A 16,493-nucleotide genomic window follows, 5' to 3' on the forward strand; every position below is an offset into this window, starting at 1 on the left:
GGTAATGGCAGATTCATTTACTTATCTCATATATTTATCGACACTTTTTTTGACCATTTTCTTGGTTAAACAAGGCTATAGTAGATCTAATTTGAGGGAAAACGCGAGAGGTAATTTATTTTTAATTTCCCTTGGACTCTTGGTATTGGTAGTGGTTGCAGGTCTTCGTTATAATACAGGTCAAGATTATGAGGCTTACGCACTTCTTTATGAAAATGTAGCCACTGTGAACGATACCCAAGAATTGGATATGGAACCAGGGTACATTGTCTTAGTAGAATTTTTGAACGGGCTTAATCTTGAAGCCTGGTCTTATTTTACCATTTCAGCATTTATTACCTACCTCCTTTATTTCTACAGCTTCAAGAATTTTAAGTCCAACTTATATTTGGGGATTTTCTTTTTTATTACTTATGGATTCTATTCCTATTCTTTTAATGGGGTTCGCCAAGCTCTTGCCATGAGTGCCTTGGCTGTTGCCGTTATGTATGCCCAAGAGCGAAAAATATATCATTATTTCATAATAATTATTTTGGGTGGTTTAATGCACAAGAGCCTGTTCCTATTTTTGCCAATGTACTTTGTCATCCATCGTATTAAATTATCGAGCTTTTTTTGGTATATCGCCTTTGGTATCAGCCTGGTATTACATTTTATCCCTTTTGAAAACATAATAAATATAGAGGCGCTTTCTAACCTTCTATCGGGCACACAAGTTGATTATGGCAATTTTGCCGAGACTTTTTCTGATAATGCCGATGAAGCTGGTGGCCTTACTCTTGGCTATTTGGTACGCGTAGGTATCGGGTTTTTTATTTTGTTTTATTATTCAAAGATTATAAAACTGGAACCAAAGTGTTTGCCATATTTTACACTTTCATTGATAGGAATAGTACTATATAATTCATTTTCTCATATAGTTTTGGTGACCCGATTAAATTACTATTTCCTGCTCTTCACCACCTTTAGTTTGGCTTTTATTATACAGTACCTTTATAAAACGAAGCAAAGCCTTATCGCCAATGCTGTGTTAATGTTTTTTGTCTTCCTTTTTTGCTACGGTATTCATTTAGGGGAAAACGGAGCCTCACCCTATCAATTCCTTAATTTTTAAGATGAAAAAAAGCAATATTTCATTTATCATCATAGGTAAAAACGTAGGTGCCACCATTACTAAATGTATTCAGAGCATTATTCATACTACCACAGTAAATTACATTTCAGATTATGAAATTATTTATGTCGATTCACGGAGCACAGATGACAGTATTGAACAGGTTCGCAAATTTAAAAATTGTGCAATTTTTATTATTAATGGGGACACCAACGCAGCCATTGCCCGTAATATTGGGGCAATAGAAGCTAAAAAAGAGGTGCTTTTCTTTATTGATGGAGACATGGAGATCATACCGGAAACTTTGCAATTGCTGTACTCACCCGAAAAAGGCCTGATACATGATTTTGTATCTGGTGATTTTGAAGACCACTTTTATAATAATTCGGGCAACTTTGAAGGGTTTGAGAAAAGACACAATCTTGATAAAGACGTGTTTCAAAATACGACAGGCGGCTTATTTTTAATAACCAAACGACTATGGCTTCAAATTGGTGGCATGCGTAACAAGTTTAGAATTGGGGAGGATTTTGATCTAGGCCTTAGATTAAGCGAAAAAGGCTACAAATTATTACGAATAAAGGAGGTTTTAGCCAAACACCATACCGTATCTTACCACCGGAATGATAGATTGTGGGCTGATGTTATGAAAGGTGATTTTTTATATTACAAAGCCCTGCTCTATCGCACACACATCTATAACAAGCTTATTTACAAATATTTAGCCAGAGAAGTGACCATGTTCTTTTTCATAATCACTTTATTTCTATCAATTTACTTAAAGAACCCTGTGTTTTTAGGTGTTTACTTATTATTAGTGCTGGTAAAACTATTATACAAAAGGAAAAAGATTAAAGGAAATTTTTGGTCATTATATGTCCGCTATATTATATACGATGTAGGGTCCTTTTTAGGCTTTTTTCTATTTTGGCCAAAATCAAATTTCAAACTAGAATATGTTGAACTTAAAAAGTAACGCAATACAATTGGGGTGGTTATGAAAAAGGTAGTTTATTTCGGAAATAAGACTTCTGGGTTTCAAGGTACAAAAACTACTCTGGAAACCTTAGAACCTTTATTGTCCGAAATAGTGGACATAAAGTCGTATTCGCACAAAAAAAATAAACTGTTCAGATTATTGCATATGATTATGGGCTTTTTAAGGAATGTAAATACTGCCGATTATATCATCATTGATGTGTATTCAAGTACTGCCTTACGCTACGCCGAAATAATTGGCTACCTGTCCCGGGTATTTAACAAAAATTACATCTTGGTGCTCCATGGCGGTAACCTGCCCAAAGTATATGACAAACTAGAACAAAGAATAAACCGCTTGTTTGACGGTGCTAGGCATATTATAGCCCCCTCACATTATCTACAGAGCTTTTTTGAAAGCAAGGGGTTTACAGTGCAATTAATACCCAATGTTATTGAATTGGAGCAATATCCATATTTGAAACGTACAAAAATTCGCCCTAAAATATTGGCTTTAAGAGGTTTTAAACCGGTCTATAACCCTATGATGACGGTAAAGGCTATAAAAACCCTAAAAGAACAGGGAATCTCCCCGGAGTTAAGACTCTTGGCCAATAGTGATGAAGAGCACTACAATGAAGTACTAAATTACATTAAAGACAATAAGCTACAAGACTGTATAACAGTTTTACCCAAACAAAAGAAAACGGTCTGGATCGAAGAATCCAAAAACTTTGACATTATGGTAAGTAATCCTATAATTGATAATACGCCAATTAGTATACTTGAGGGTATGGCACTCGGCATGTGTGTAATTACCACCAATGTTGGTGGTGTTCCTTATCTGGTAAAAGACGAGGAGGAGGTGCTGTATGTAGAATCAGATGATAGTAAGGGGCTTGCGGATAAAATTTCAGAATTGCTTACAGACAACAATATGGCAATTAAACTATCGACAAATGCGCGAAGAAAAGCGGAACAGTTTGATTGGATATCCGTCAAAACCTTATGGGAGAAATTATTATCTTAATGTATAATTAATTTAAAAGCTAAGACTAAAAGATAAACGGGTATATGTTAAGATATTCAAAATATCATGCAATGTTAAAAAAAGTGTTATTTAAATTCGGTGTTTTATTGAGAAATCCCTCGTTAGAAAATTACCTGTTATTTCTTAAAGAATCAGACCATTGGACTGAAGAAAAACTAGTTGATTATCAGATTAATAAGTGTAAAGAATTTTTGGAATTTGCTTATAAATATTCCCCTTTTTACAAAGAAATTTTTGATAAAAATGGGTTTAAACCAGCTGAATTCTGCGACTTAAAACAATTGAACCGACTACCTGCTATTTCTAAAGAAGAATTGATAAAGTATAACCAAGAAATTCAATCTAATTATCAATTCAAGAAGTTGTTCGTAGCAAGTACTTCGGGTACTTCAGGGCAGTTATTGAGGTTTTTGAAAAATGAGGAATGGGATTCCCACACTAGGGCCGCCATCTTTAGAGGCTACACATGGTATAATGTAAAGCCATGGGATAGAAACGGCTACCTATGGGGGTATAATATAGACCCAAAAGCAGCTAGGAAAATTAAATTATTGGATTGGCTTCAGAATAGGTTTAGGTTATATACTTATAAATCAAAGGAAATTGAAAATTTTGCGCGTAAACTAAAAGGCGCCAAATACCTACACGGGTATTCTTCTGTGATCTATGAGGTGGCCAAACTGGTTAATAAATCAGGCTTAAAAATACCCCATAATCTTAAAATGATAAAAGGTACCTCAGAAAAAGTTTATGATAGTTATCAAGAAGAAGTTAAAAAGGCCTTTGGATTAAAAATGCTTATCGAATACGGTGCTTCGGAATCCGGCCTTATTGGTTTTGAATGTCCTCAAGGAAGTATTCATATAGCTATGGAAAACGTTATCATTGAAGAAGAAGATGGCGAAATATTGGTCACCAATTTGTTGTCAAGGTCGTTTCCTATTATTCGATATAAGCTAGGTGATAGTATAAAATTGGCGGACAGTGAATTTAAATGTTCCTGTGGCAGGTCACATGCGGTTATCTTGGACATACATGGACGCTTAGGTGAAAAAATAATTGGTAAAACGCGTGAATTTCCAAGTGTGTTATTGAATATTTTTTTCAAGGGAATAACCAAAAATCATGGAATTTTATTGAACTACCAATTGCGGCAAAACTTTAAAGGACTCGTGGACATAGATATTGAGCAAGAAGAACATGGCAATGGACCTATACTGGAAAAAGAGCTCAAAAATTACTTTAAAGATGATATTGAATTCACCATAAGGTATGGTCAGCACTTGCATAAAATGGATGGGAAACTTAAAAACTTTATCACCACTTTAAAAGATTAGGGTATTTTGATTGCGCACTTGCTATTAAAGAACTTTTTTATTTAAATTTTTAAAATTGGGAATGAGAATAGGTTTATTGGTCAGGACACTTGAAGATTTGGAAAACTGGGAACTTCGGATAATTGAAGGAATCCGAAAGGATTCTAATCTTGAACTATTCCTATTAATTGAGGAGGATGAATGTATAGTAAGCAATACAAAAAGCAAATTTCCACAAAATAAAAAGCTTGGCACAACCAAGAAGAGTTGGGGAGAATTAATTATATACTTGCAGTTGTTTATAGAAAGGAAGTTCTTTTTTAAGAAAAACAATACGCAAAACAAACAAAGCGTCCTGGATTTCCTGAACACTTGTAAAACCATACACTTGGAAGTACTGGATGAAAATGGGATGGGTTGTTTTAAGACCTCAGATATAAAACAGATTGAGGAATACAAATTGGACCTACTGTTAAATCTCGGATTTCAAAACATCAATGTTGATATAACAAAAGTGGCATCACACGGTGTTTGGTCCCTTATGCATTCAGAAGACTTATTAAACCATAAAGAATATATTGGTCTATATGAATTACTTAATATGGCACCGGCTATTGAGGTGAGATTGCAACAGACCAAGGCAAGCTCTAAAGGTATTCTCATAATTGACAGGGCGTTTTTTAGTCCACATTGGTCCTTGACAAAAACAACGGATGAAATTTTGGAAGGTTCTGTTTCTTTGATACTAAAAAACATAAGGTTACTAAGTAATGGAATTTCCATGACTGGAAAAGCATTGGGCAGTTCCAATTCCAAAGGTTCTTCCCTTAGATTGAAAGAAGTTATAAAATACTGCTTTAGTTTTTATTTCGCTATAGCTAAAAAGGTATACAAGACAGTAAATAGTACTTTATTCGGGGCTAACTATCAATGTTGGAATTTGTTCTTGGCCAGCGGAGACTTTTTAAACACCGAACTAACTGGACTAAAGCCTGCAAAACCACCAAAAGATGAATTTTGGGCAGACCCTTTTCTTTTTCAGTATAACAACGAAAATTATGTTTTTTTTGAAACCTTTTGTTACAAAACCAAAAAAGGGAAACTTTCCTGTGGAATAATAGAGCAGGATAAAATAACCAATGTTGCGGATATTCTGGATTTGGAGTACCATTTGTCCTACCCCTTTGTTTTTGAAGAGGACGGAGAAATTTTTCTAATGCCGGAAACCATGGACAATAAAAGACTGGAGATTTATAGATGCACCCATTTCCCAACCAAATGGGAACTATATTCAACGGCCTTCGAAGGGGAATTGGTGGCAGATGCCTCATTTTATAACGATAAGGAGGGCCAAAAGTGGTTGTTCATTAATAAAAAAGCAATCCGCACTGTACCCTTAAATAGTGAATTGTTTATTTACCAGGTAGATTCCGCTAAGCTCAACACCTTAATACCTCATGCGCAGAACCCTGTAATTATCGATTCTAGAAAAGGGAGAAATGGCGGGGCAATTTTTAGCTATAACAACGAAATCTACAGGCCTTCCCAAAGAAATGAAGGCAGTGTTTACGGCAGGGCCTTAAACATCAACAAGATCAAGGAACTTACGATCCATTCCTATAAAGAAGAAAACACTAGAATTATTGAGCCCGATTTTCAGGAAGGATTAATTTCAATACATCATTTACATCAAATAAAAGATCAATTTGTTTTTGATGCCGCATTCAAAAAGTAAAACTTATAGACCCCATAAAAAGAATGTTACCCATGATATCTAACATTGTAAATACCATAAACTTCCAACTAGTTCTGTCAGAAAGGAAAACTAACCTTGAATAAACCTTAATTAGAATACAAAATCCCCTAGGATAGGTGTTAAGCCACGAATAATATGATTCATAAGCTCCTTTTCAAACTTGGTGTCCGACTACGGAATCCATCATTATATAAATATCTCAATTTTTTGAAGCAATCGGATGGTTGGTCCAAGGAGGAACTGTTGGAATACCAGCTACATAAATGCAAAGAATTTTTGGAATTCGCCTACGAACACTCGGCATTTTACCAAACTACCTTTGATGACTATAATTTTAAGCCCTCAGAACTTAATGACTTGGAACAATTGAAGCAGTTGCCCTCTATTTCCAAGATGACCCTGATAAGGTATAACAGACTAATACACTCCAATTACCCCTTTAAAAAATTATTTAAATCCTTAACTTCAGGCACTACCGGTGAGTCCTTGGAGTTCTTAAAAAATGAGGAATGGGATTCCTGTACTCGGGCTGCCATGTTTAGGGGATACAGCTGGTATGCTGTGCATCCTGCAGATAAAAATGGGTATCTCTGGGGCTATAACATAGACCCAAATAAGGCTCAAAAAATTAAATGGCTAGATCGGCTACAGAACAGATTTAGAATATTTTCCTATAGCCCCGAGGAAATTAAAAATTTCGCCAAGAATCTAAAGGGCGCTAAATACCTGCACGGATACTCCTCAATGATCTACGAAGTGGCCAAATTGGTGAACAGATCGGGACTAAAAATTGATCATGACCTTAAAATGATAAAAGGAACCTCCGAAATGATATTTGATGCCTATCAGCAAGAGGTCCAAAAAGCTTTTGGATTAAAAATTTTAAGCGAATATGGCTCTGCAGAATCCGGTATCATAGCCTTTGAATGCCCAAAAGGGAATATGCATATTGCCATGGAAAATGTTATTGTAGAAGAAGAGGATGGTGAGATCTTGGTGACCAATATGTTATCCAAATCGTTTCCAATCATTAGGTACAGACTGGGTGATATGATAGAATTGGCGGGTAAGGATTTTAAATGTAATTGTGGTAGGGCCCATCCTGTTATTTTAAATATTAACGGACGGGTAGGTGTAAAAATAATCGGAAAAACACAGGAATTTCCAGGAAGGATGATTTACAATGTTATTAAAAACCTGTCCGTTGAACATGGCATTGTATTAAATTATCAGGCAAGACAGCACATCCAAGGTATTATTGATCTTTATATAGAACAGACTGAGAAAGATTCCCAATGTATATTGGAAAAGGAATTGAAAAAGTATTTTAAGAATGATATCGATTTTAATATTTTTTATGGACAGAACCTGCACAATATGGAAGAAAAACTAAACGACTTTATAACCACCATAGGATAATGGAACCACATTTAATAAGCATAATAACCCCTGTACATAATTCGGCCCAATTTATTGAAGCAACATTGGATACGGTCTTACAACAAACCTATACCCACTGGGAAATGATTTTGATCGACGATTGTTCCGAGGACGCATCGGTGGCCATTGTTGAAAAATTTATGCAAAGCGATGCCAGATTTAAACTAATAAGGAATTTGGAAAAATCGGGTCCTGGAATTACAAGGAACAAAGGTATTACAGCAGCCCAAGGCCAATTCATTACCTTTTTGGACAGCGATGATCTTTGGTTCCCCAATTTCTTGGAAACCTCGCTGAACACTTGTTTGGACAACAACTATGAATTTGTATTTTCATCTTATGAGCGAAAGGACGAGAACCTAAACCCTTTGATCAGTGATTTTATCGTCCCAAAAAAAGTTACTTATAACGACGTTTTAAAGTCTTGTCCAATATTATGCTCCAGTACGTTTTTAGACATTCGACGGATCGGTAAACACTATATGCCCAATTTAAAGAAACGACAGGATTGGTGTCTTTTTCTATCTGTTTTAAAAGAAGTAGAATATGCTCACGGCATTCAAAAGCCTATGGCAATTTATAGAATGCGAAAGGATTCTATCTCCAGGAACAAACTAAAACTAATCCCATATGTTTGGAAAGTGTATAGGGATGTAGAAAAACTTAGTTTGATACGATCTTTTTACCTATTAAATTTATGGTCCTTAAATGGATTTAAAAAGTACTACGTAAAAACTCGGATTACCAAAAAATAAAAGCAATCATAATAAAGCAAATTAGTATAATAGCAGAAATAATTAAGGATATTTGCAAATTCCTATTAACTCCGGTATGGAGTTTTAAATATGAATATAAATGATGAAAGAATTGCCTAGAAATATAGAGCTTGTTGAAGAGGAGGAATCCTTTACATTAATGGAGAACATTAAGAAATACCTAAGGTATTGGCCTTGGTTTCTCCTTGCAATAATTGCATGCATTGGTATTGGATATGTTTATATGCGCTATGCTCCGGTTAAATATAATACTGTAGCCAAGATCAAGATTATAGACGACACCAAGGAAGCCGATATAGCATCTGATGCCCTTGCCCTTTTGAGCAGGAACAATAAGATAAACCTAGAAAATGAAATAGAGGTTTTAAAATCTTACCGTATTCTTAAACAAGTGGTAGAAGAGCATCACCTGGACATAGCCTATTATGAGGTGGGCAAAGTTAAATCTACCCAACTATGGGTTGCCCCCTTTATTGTGGAGAAACAAATTGAAGCAGATAGTGTTCAAACCCCATTGGTTTACGATATAACCATGGATGCCCAGGGCATGAGAATTACGGATGCAAATGACCAGGTCTTTACCCCAAATTTAAAGGAACCCGACTCGCCTACAGCCGGCCTCCCCTTTACAATAAAACTTCGTAATGGTATGGAACCCAAGTTTTACGAGGGCACTAACTTTAGGGTGGTACTAAACCCTATAAAGAAGGTAATATTTCAATTAATAAACGATATACAAGTACAGGCCACCAGTAAGAGCAGTGAGATTTTATCTTTGTCTTTAATTGGAGGAAATATTGATAAAAATGAGGCCATTCTAAATACCCTGATCGAGAAATTTAACCGGGACGGGGTATTGGACAGGCAACTGGTGTCTAAACGAACCCTCGACTTTATAGACGAACGTTTTATATACCTCACCCAGGAGCTGGATTCTATTGAAGGCGGCAAGGAAAGCTTTAAACGTTCCAACAACCTCTCTTATATAGAAGCAGATGCGGGAGCAAGCTTATTAAAAAAGTCTGAAACGGAGGCCGAGGTAAATAAGTTGGAAAACCAGATTTCTATTTCCATTTTATTAAAGCAATCTGTAATCAACCAGATGGATTATGGTCTATTGCCTGCCAATATTGGGCTGGAAAATACAAGTCTTAATACTTTGGTCAGTGACTACAATAAACTCTCGTTGGATAGGGAGAAATTGTTACAAAACGTGGGTAAGGACCACCCTACCCTAGTTGCCCTTAACGAGCAATTGGAACGTGCCAAGGTCAACATCATTAAATCGGTGAACATCTATGAAACACAGTTAAAAAATTCGCTTCGTCAATTAAAGGAGGAAGAAAGTCGCGCAGGTTCACAATTTGCCCGTTTGCCGGAAAAGGAAAAAATGTTGCGTTCCATAGAACGGCAGCAGGACATTAAGGAAAATCTTTTTCTCTTGCTACTTCAAAAACGTGAGGAGGCCGCCATAAGCTACGCCGTAACAGCTCCGTCCGTAAAGATTGTAGATTATGGATTGACCAATAGTATCCCGGTATCGCCAAAGAAGATCATTGTGTATGCGCTTTCGTTGATAGCGGGCATGTTCCTGCCCTTTGTTGTACTGTATATCAGATTTACACTGGATACAAAAATCAGGAGCCGAAAGGATCTGGAAATTTTAAATCCAGAAATCCCTATTGCTGGAGAAATCCCATTGTTCAAGGGAACCAAAAGCTTTTTGGAAGTCAATGATCGCTCTATTTTGGCAGAATCCTTCAGTATTTTAGGTACTAACCTTAGTTACCTCCTGCCCGAAAACAAAGCTAAGGGGGGCCAAGTCATTGCGGTGACTTCCTCTGTTAAAGGCGAGGGAAAAACACTTTTGTCCAGCAATTTATCATTGGCCTATGCCAGTTTAAATAAAAAGGTTCTTTTGGTCGGTGCCGATTTAAGGAATCCCCAACTACATACCTATTTTAACGGAAATAGCGGTCAAAAAGGCCTATCCAACTTCCTAAATGACCCTGGTATGAACTGGAAAGACTGCTTGGTAAAAGGTCCCGGCAATAATGGCTCGCTTAATATATGCTTTGGAGGTCCCATACCCCCAAATGCCCCGGAATTGTTATCTAGCAAAGCTTTTGCCCAATTTCTGGAAAACGCAAAACAAGAATTCGATTATATTATATTGGACACCGCTCCTACCATGTTGGTCTCGGATACACTTTTAATCTCAAAATTCGCCGATGCCACCCTATTTGTAACTCGTGCCGGCCTAACGGACAAGCGCCTCTTGGATTTCTCCAAAAGCCTGCACAAAACCAAAAAACTGAAAAACATGGCCTATGTGGTCAACGGTGTGGGCAATGGCAAGGCCAAAGGCTATAACTATGGCTATGGTTATGGGTATGGGAGCGAGAAGTAAGGAGTTATAATGTTTAATGTTATAAAGTTGAATGTTCAAGGTTTAAGGTCTAATGCCCGTCACTTCGAGCCTGCCCGGCCGTAAGGCGGGCCTGCCCGACTTTAGGCGGGTGATTTTATGTAGCGCAGCGCAATAAAATTGTATCGAGAAGACATCGCAGTATTCAGTAAGCAGTGGTCAGCGGTCAGAGCTCTTTAGGCAAAAGCCAATAGTTTCTGTCTTCAACATTATAAACTAACGTCATTGCGAGCTTGCCTAGCCGTTAGGCAGGCATAGCGTGGCAATCTGCTTTTTACAGCAAACAGTTTTCAGTAATCAGCAATTAGTATTGAGAAACTAGAATCTGGAGCCTAGACTAAAGATTTGTGTTGAATGTTCAATGTTGAAAGTTGAAAGTTCAATGCCGTCATTGCGAGCTTGCCTAGCCGTTAGGCAGGCATAGCGCAGCAAGCTGCCCTTACAGTGTACAATTAGCAATAAACAAAGTTAAAGTCCTCCCCCTAACCCCCTCCTACTGCAAAAAAGCTGCACAAGCAAGGAGGGGGAATAATTCATTCATAAATACAATATTAGCACCTGAACAATTCCCCTCTTGGGAGAGCCTCTCCCGCTTTTTCCGCGGGAGGTTAGGGGTGGGTTTTTGACAGGAGCACATTGTGTGTTTCTCAACCTACCCGCAATCTCTTGGCTCATTCATTAATCCTGCGCTTTCAATCCCTTCCGTCTTCTCCGCCTACCGTCGAAGAATCCACCTTCCCTTAACCAAGGGAAGGAGCCATCATTGCTTCGTCGCCGTAGCTCCCAAAGTCCTCCCCCATAACCCCCTCCTACTGCAAAAAAGCTACACAAGCAAGGAGGGGGAACAATACCTGCATAAAACATCTTTAACACATCAGAACAAATTCCCTCCCCTTGGGGGAGGGCTAGGGAGGGGTCCAAAACAAAAACCCCCATCAATTGCTTGACGGGGGTTTGTTTATAGTAAGGGAAGTCCTTATTTCACTTCCTCGAAATCTACGTCCTCAACGTTATCGGCTTCTTTAGACTCTCCGTTGGAAGATGCTGTATCAGCGCCACCTGCTGGTGCACCTTGCTGTGCTTCGGCCTGGGCCTTGTACATTTCCTCAGAAGCTACTTTCCAAGCCTCATTGATCTTTTCCAAAGCTGGAGTAATCAAAGCCAAATCTTTAGCTTCATGGGCTTTTTTAAGCTCTGCCAAGGCATCCTCAATCGGCTTCTTCTTATCATCAGATAATTTATCACCAAACTCGGTCAATTGCTTTTCGGTCTGGAAGATCATTCCATCGGCCTCGTTCAATTTATCGGCAGTTTCCTTGGCTACTTTATCAGCTTCAGCATTGGCTTCAGCTTCCGCTTTCATTTTCTTGATCTCTTCTTCTGTTAATCCTGAAGAAGCTTCAATTCTAATATCCTGCGTTTTGTTGGTAGCCTTATCGGTAGCCGATACTTTTATAATACCATTGGCATCAATATCAAAGGTAACTTCGATCTGTGGCGTTCCTCTTTGTGCTGGTGGAATACCATCCAAATGGAAACGTCCTATTGTTTTGTTATCCTTTGCCATTGGGCGTTCTCCCTGCAATACATGGATCTCAACAGATGGCTGATTGTCAGCAGCTGTGGAGAATACTTGCGATTTCTTTGTAGGGATAGTTGTGTTGGCCTCTATCAATTTGGTCATTACGCTACCCATAGTTTCAATACCTAGGGACAATGGTGTAACGTCCAAAAGAAGTACATCTTTTACATCTCCTGTCAATACCCCACCTTGTATAGCGGCACCTACGGCAACCACCTCATCAGGGTTAACACCTTTGGAAGGTTTCTTTCCAAAGAACTTCTCAACGGCATCCTGTACCGCAGGAATCCTTGTAGAACCACCTACCAAGATAATCTCGTCAATATCACTCTTGCTTAAACCTGCTGCTTTTAAGGCAGTGGCACAAGGCTCAATAGTACGTTTTACCAAATCATCTATCAATTGCTCAAACTTGGCTTTGGTCAATGAACGTACCAAATGCTTAGGTCCTGAAGCCGTAGCGGTAACGTATGGAAGGTTAATTTCGGTCTGTGCAGAAGACGACAACTCAATTTTTGCCTTTTCAGCAGCCTCTCTCAAACGTTGCAATGCCATGGCATCCTTACGTAGGTCTATGCCTTCCTCTTTGTTGAACTCATCGGCCAACCAGTCGATTATTTTTTGATCCACATCATCACCACCCAAGTGGGTATCCCCATCGGTAGCCAATACTTCAAAAACACCGTCTCCCAATTCAAGGATGGAAACATCATGTGTTCCTCCACCAAAATCGAAAACTACTATTTTCTGATCTGTATCCTTCTTGTCCATACCGTAGGCCAAAGAAGCTGCGGTAGGCTCGTTTATAATTCTTTCTACGGTAAGTCCGGCAATTTCACCAGCCTCCTTGGTTGCTTGTCTTTGCGCATCGTTAAAGTAGGCAGGTACGGTAATTACCGCTCTACTAACGGTCTGTCCTAAATAATCCTCGGCAGTTTTCTTCATTTTCTGAAGTATCATTGCCGAAAGTTCCTGAGGAGAATACAAACGTCCGTCTATATCTACCCTTGGGGTATCGTTATCTCCTTTTACCACTTTATAAGGCACCCTTTCCGCTTCCTTCTTGGATTCGGAGTATTTATTACCCATAAAACGTTTTATGGAATAAATGGTTTTATTTGGATTTGTAACTGCCTGTCTTTTGGCAGGGTCTCCAACCTTAATTTCGCCACCCTCTACAAAAGCAATGACAGATGGAGTAGTTCTCTTACCTTCTGCGTTTGGGATAACAACAGGCTCGTTACCCTCCATTACGGAAACACAAGAGTTTGTTGTTCCTAAATCTATTCCAATAATTTTACTCATGTTTATATATTTACTGTGTTGAAAAATCTTTTTATCACTCGGGTCTATTAAGACAATGATTGTGCCATGACAAAAAATATGACAAGCTGTCAGACCCCTCCTCCAAATTCACCAAGAATTGCAATTCCGTCTGCTTTTTTGGGCATTCCCCCTTGGCGAAAATATGCCAAGGGGTCGTGCTTTCCATTCCTAGTCCCAAAAATGTCCCTCCCTAGGTCCTCTTTTGGGAGCTATCCATTGCAATCACTAATGCAGTTGTTAGTTGAAAGTTATAATGTTATAAAGTTGAAAGTTATAAAGTTCAAGGTTGCAGTTGGGTAGTGAGAAGAAGAACCTAGAGCCTAGATGCTAGAGTCTAGACTAAAGTCTTGTGTTAAAAGTCGTCACTTCGAGCCCGCCAGCCGGTCGGGCAGGCCTGCCCGGCCGTAAGGCGGGTGATTTTATGAAGCTCAGCGTAATAATATTGTATCGAGAAGTGAACGGCGTGCAAAAACCTGTTCTCGATACAAAATGCCTAACGGCATTCCACTCGAACTGACGGGGAAGCATTAGAACTGACGATAGCGTTTAGAATCTTAGCACCAACTAAATCCCCTCCCCTTGGGGGAGGGATAGGGTGGGGTCTATTAGGAGTGCCTGTCCCGCTTTTTAGCAGGAGGAAAAGGTGGCTTCGACGTAAGAGAAGACGGAAGGGGGTAGCCTGGGTGGCAATCTGCTTCTTACTGTGAACAACACCAATAAACAGTTTAATGTTTTATGTTCAAAAGTTGAAAGTTGAAAGTCTTCACGGAGATTGGGCGTTGGAAGAACCTAGAGCCTAGATGCTAGAGTCTAGACTAAAGTCTTGTGTTAAAAGTCGTCACTTCGAGCCCGCCAGCCGGTCGGGCAGGCCTGCCCGGCCGTAAGGCGGGTGGTTTTATGAAGTGAAACGAAATAAAATTGTATCGAGAAGTAAAGACAGTACCCAAAACCTGTTCTCGATACAAAATGCCTAACGGCATTCCACTCGAACTGACGGGGAAGCACTAGAACCGACGATAGAATAAAACCCGTCATTGCGAGCTTGCCTAGCCGTTAGGCAGGCATAGCGCGGCAATCTGTTCATTCCATGCAGAGATTGCTTCGTCACCTCGCAATGACGAATTCTTCCGAAAATCTAAACCATTAACCCGATGGTAAATTTTCTCATTTTCAAATTGACTCATTTTCAAATTGCTGCATCAACCCATTGATACATTTCCACATTAACCCATCTATCTTTTCTCTTTTTTCTTTACTCTTCGCTTTTGGCTCTTGCCTTCTGGCTTTTGGCTATTCCGCCATTGCTACATTAACCCATTAATCCATTTCCACATTACCCCATTGCTACATTATCACATTGGTACATTTTCACATTAAACCATTTCCACATTAACCCATTTTCAAATCATCAAATCTTCAAATTGATACATTGATTCATTACTCCATTGTTACATTTCCACATTAACCCATTATAAAATCTTCAAATTAACTTATTTTCAAATTGATTCACAACCCTCCTTAATCTTCCTAAATCCAAAATCAACTATATTTGGTTTCAAGAATCAAATAAAAAAGAACACCTCTACCCTATGGCTCTACTTCAAAAAATCAAATTCATCCTAGTCCTGGCAATCCTCATAGGTTGTGGTTCAAAAGCCCCTAAAGCTGGTTCCAACCAGGACCTGGCCATCGGCATCGTGGCCGACTGCCAGTATTGCCATTGTGAATCCACTCCCTCCCGATTTTATAAAAACTCGCCCGTAAAACTGCAAAATGCGGTAGACAGTCTTAACAGCTCGCCCTTGGACTATGCCATTCATTTGGGCGACTTCATTGATCGGGATTTTAGCAGCTTTGACACCGTTGGACCGATCTGGAACACTTTAAAAACAAAAAAATTCCAAGTATTGGGCAATCACGATTTTAGTGTTGCCGATTCCCTAAAACCCTTGGTGCCCAACAAAATGAACCTGAAACAACGGTATTACAGTTTTGTGGAACAAAATTGGCGATTCATTGTCCTGGATGGGAACGATCTAAGTTATCAAGGAGCCATAACTCCGGAAAAGCGGGCACAAACGGACTCCTTATATACCCTGCTGTCCATATCCAAGCCGCCCAACCTTCAAACCTGGAACGGAGGCTTAAGTCTTGAGCAACTAAAATGGGTGGAAAGCGAATTAATATTGGCCCAAGAGAAAGAGGAGAACGTCGGATTTTATTGTCATTTTCCCGTTCTGGGGGAAGATAAAGTGCATAGACTATGGAACAGTCCGCAATTTCTTGCCCTTATAGACCAATACCCCAATGTGAAATTCTATTTCAACGGCCATAACCACAACGGCGATTATGCCGAACGCCATGGGGTACACTACCTTACCTTTAAGGGAATGGTAGACACCCAAAGCACCTCCGCCTTCGCCAAGGTCCGAATTACCAAAGACTCCATTCTTGTACAAGGGCATGGACGGGAACCTTCCAGAAGTTTAAAAATTAGGGAATGAAGTGAGAATTTAAATCATGGTGCCTAGTAACTGAACTATCGACTTATATTCAAGATTTTAGTTTCAAAGTTTAAGGTTCCAAGTTCAAATCCCAATTAGTCATTAGTACATTACCCCATTGCTACATTTCCTCATTGGTACATTTCCACATTAACTCATTTACACATTAATCCATCTTCAAATTATCAAATCAACACATTATCAAATTCATTCATTTCCTCA

The 16,493-nt window shown here is 38.8% G+C and carries 10 protein-coding genes; 9 read left to right on the forward strand and 1 reads right to left on the reverse strand.

Annotated elements, in window-relative coordinates; all coding sequences use genetic code 11:
- Positions 1-4: 4 nt before the first annotated feature.
- The 8 genes from KO529_RS20880 to KO529_RS20915 all read left to right on the forward strand — a co-directional run bounded on the left by KO529_RS20880 (position 5) and on the right by KO529_RS20915 (position 10,841).
- Positions 5-1,114: an EpsG family protein gene (locus KO529_RS20880; RefSeq protein WP_215949800.1), complete on the forward strand. Its 1,110-nt coding sequence runs from the start codon at positions 5-7 to the stop codon at positions 1,112-1,114.
- Position 1,115: 1 nt separating this feature from the next.
- Positions 1,116-2,090: a glycosyltransferase gene (locus KO529_RS20885; RefSeq protein ID WP_215949801.1), complete on the forward strand. Its 975-nt coding sequence runs from the start codon at positions 1,116-1,118 to the stop codon at positions 2,088-2,090.
- A 21-nt stretch (positions 2,091-2,111) separates the two neighbouring features.
- The gene (locus KO529_RS20890) at positions 2,112-3,122 is read left to right on the forward strand and encodes a glycosyltransferase family 4 protein (RefSeq protein ID WP_215949802.1); all 1,011 of its coding nucleotides are present in this window, start codon (positions 2,112-2,114) and stop codon (positions 3,120-3,122) included.
- 71 nt (positions 3,123-3,193) lie between these two features.
- On the forward strand, positions 3,194-4,480 hold the full coding sequence (locus KO529_RS20895; RefSeq protein ID WP_215949803.1) for a phenylacetate--CoA ligase family protein: 1,287 nt from the start codon (positions 3,194-3,196) through the stop codon (positions 4,478-4,480).
- 61 nt (positions 4,481-4,541) lie between these two features.
- Positions 4,542-6,194: a glucosamine inositolphosphorylceramide transferase family protein gene (locus tag KO529_RS20900; protein WP_215949804.1), complete on the forward strand. Its 1,653-nt coding sequence runs from the start codon at positions 4,542-4,544 to the stop codon at positions 6,192-6,194.
- Positions 6,195-6,422: 228 nt separating this feature from the next.
- The gene (locus KO529_RS20905; RefSeq protein WP_215949805.1) at positions 6,423-7,634 is read left to right on the forward strand and encodes a phenylacetate--CoA ligase family protein; all 1,212 of its coding nucleotides are present in this window, start codon (positions 6,423-6,425) and stop codon (positions 7,632-7,634) included.
- Positions 7,634-8,410, forward strand: a complete 777-nt coding sequence (locus KO529_RS20910; RefSeq protein ID WP_215949806.1) for a glycosyltransferase family 2 protein — start codon at positions 7,634-7,636, stop codon at positions 8,408-8,410. The genes KO529_RS20905 and KO529_RS20910 overlap by 1 nt, the downstream gene beginning before the upstream one ends.
- Positions 8,411-8,510: 100 nt before the next feature.
- The gene (locus KO529_RS20915; RefSeq protein ID WP_215949807.1) at positions 8,511-10,841 is read left to right on the forward strand and encodes a GumC family protein; all 2,331 of its coding nucleotides are present in this window, start codon (positions 8,511-8,513) and stop codon (positions 10,839-10,841) included.
- Positions 10,842-11,835: 994 nt separating this feature from the next.
- Here the strand turns inward: KO529_RS20915 and dnaK are convergent.
- Positions 11,836-13,746 (reverse strand): molecular chaperone DnaK, encoded by a 1,911-nt coding sequence (gene dnaK / locus KO529_RS20920; protein ID WP_215949808.1) that lies wholly within the window; start codon positions 13,744-13,746, stop codon positions 11,836-11,838.
- A 1,610-nt stretch (positions 13,747-15,356) separates the two neighbouring features.
- On the opposite strand from dnaK, the gene KO529_RS20925 reads away from it, so the two are divergent.
- On the forward strand, positions 15,357-16,271 hold the full coding sequence (locus KO529_RS20925; RefSeq protein ID WP_215949809.1) for a metallophosphoesterase: 915 nt from the start codon (positions 15,357-15,359) through the stop codon (positions 16,269-16,271).
- Positions 16,272-16,493: the final 222 nt, after the last annotated feature.

The organism is Arenibacter algicola (assembly GCF_018860365.1).
GTDB lineage: Bacteria > Bacteroidota > Bacteroidia > Flavobacteriales > Flavobacteriaceae > Arenibacter > Arenibacter algicola_B.

Bases quoted from the DNA above. Each gene is read 5' to 3' on its own strand.
- KO529_RS20900 (WP_215949804.1), top strand. From the start codon at position 4,542: ATGAGAATAGGTTTATTGGTCAGGACACTTGAAGATTTGGAAAACTGG.
- KO529_RS20925 (WP_215949809.1), top strand. From the start codon at position 15,357: ATGGCTCTACTTCAAAAAATCAAATTCATCCTAGTCCTGGCAATCCTC.
- KO529_RS20880 (WP_215949800.1), top strand. From the start codon at position 5: ATGGCAGATTCATTTACTTATCTCATATATTTATCGACACTTTTTTTG.
- KO529_RS20895 (WP_215949803.1), top strand. From the start codon at position 3,194: ATGTTAAAAAAAGTGTTATTTAAATTCGGTGTTTTATTGAGAAATCCC.
- KO529_RS20910 (WP_215949806.1), top strand. From the start codon at position 7,634: ATGGAACCACATTTAATAAGCATAATAACCCCTGTACATAATTCGGCC.
- KO529_RS20915 (WP_215949807.1), top strand. From the start codon at position 8,511: ATGATGAAAGAATTGCCTAGAAATATAGAGCTTGTTGAAGAGGAGGAA.
- KO529_RS20885 (WP_215949801.1), top strand. From the start codon at position 1,116: ATGAAAAAAAGCAATATTTCATTTATCATCATAGGTAAAAACGTAGGT.
- dnaK (WP_215949808.1), bottom strand. From the start codon at position 13,746: ATGAGTAAAATTATTGGAATAGATTTAGGAACAACAAACTCTTGTGTT.
- KO529_RS20890 (WP_215949802.1), top strand. From the start codon at position 2,112: ATGAAAAAGGTAGTTTATTTCGGAAATAAGACTTCTGGGTTTCAAGGT.